The 1,167-nt window shown below is 35.7% G+C and carries 1 protein-coding gene; it reads right to left on the bottom strand.

Annotation, left to right across the window (positions count from 1 at the left end; translation table 11 throughout):
* Positions 1 to 43: 43 nt before the first annotated feature.
* On the bottom strand, positions 44 to 1,069 hold the full coding sequence (locus tag QZL64_RS00940) for an IS30 family transposase (protein ID WP_021840187.1): 1,026 nt from the start codon (positions 1,067 to 1,069) through the stop codon (positions 44 to 46).
* Between the last annotated feature and the right edge of the window lie 98 nt (positions 1,070 to 1,167).

Raw genomic sequence — 1,167 nt, 5'->3', positions numbered from 1 at the left:
TGCTAATTGCAATATCAAATGCGACAAAATTTTAATCACGAATTTATATGTTTAATAATTCTAGTTCCTGTGTAAATTTTTCTTTAGCTGTAACAAAGCCAAATATCTCTCTAGGTAAATCGTTAATCCAATTTTCAATGTGTTCAATGGCTTCGGGAGAATAGCTATTCATAGACCTTCCTTTAGGGATAAAACGTCTAATAAGTGAGTTGTGCTTTTCATTAGTGCCGCGTTCAAACGAAGCATATGGATGACAGTAATACACATCAATTGTAGGAAAATCTAGGGTTAAAGCAGAAAACTCATTACCGTTATCAGATGTAATCGTTTTAAAGACGCTAGGACCTAAATCACCATAACTAGCTATAATTTGTTGGAGACCAGCTCTTACAGCTTCGCTTGTCTTGCTAGCGATTTTAATTATATGACGTTTTCGTGTTTTACGTTCATCTAAGGTGAGTAAAACCGGTTCAGCGCCTCGTTTACCAATTACGGTATCTATTTCCCAGTGTCCAAATTCTTCACGCGTTATATCGCGCATTTCGATGCTTTTCCCAAGGACTTTTCGATTGTTGCGTACTCTGATTTGCTTTGTTTTACGTGATACACGATTAGCAAGATCTATGTTTTTGGTTTTTAAAAGCCCCTGATCAATATAGTTGTATAGAGTCTTAGCACAAACCATCTTTGAAAAGATACCTTCAAGTTTTGCTCGACCACAAACCATATTAGGAGACCACAAATGCTTTAACATCAGGTTATCGGCATAGCTGACAAAATCGTATGCATTAAGTAACTTCAATGGTGGTCTTGAGTTAATCCGGTTCTTTTCATAAACTATTTGGCCTGTTTCAGCGAAATACTTTGTGTGTTTCTTTAAATTAGAATCTAATTGTTCTACAGTACCGCGTTTTATCTCGCGATAGATAGTAGAACGATGTACCTTCAATTCAATGGCAATAGCAGCCACTGAAACCTTTTGCTTAAGAAGTGCTTCAATTTTGCCCCGTTGAATTGGCGTAAGATGTTTGAAAGTTCTTTTTTGTGTGTTAGAATAATCGTAAGACATGATATCGTTCCTTTGCGAAATTTTTGTGGTGAAAATATTCTAACACAGGAACAATATTGTGTCTTATTTATTTGTCGCATTTGATTATACTATGAACC

The sequence above is a fragment of the Veillonella sp. CAG:933 genome (assembly GCF_000431435.1).
GTDB lineage: Bacteria > Bacillota > Negativicutes > Veillonellales > Veillonellaceae > Veillonella_A.
Note: the sequence above shows the minus strand (reverse complement) of the source record. Positions and strands in the feature narration are given on the sequence as shown.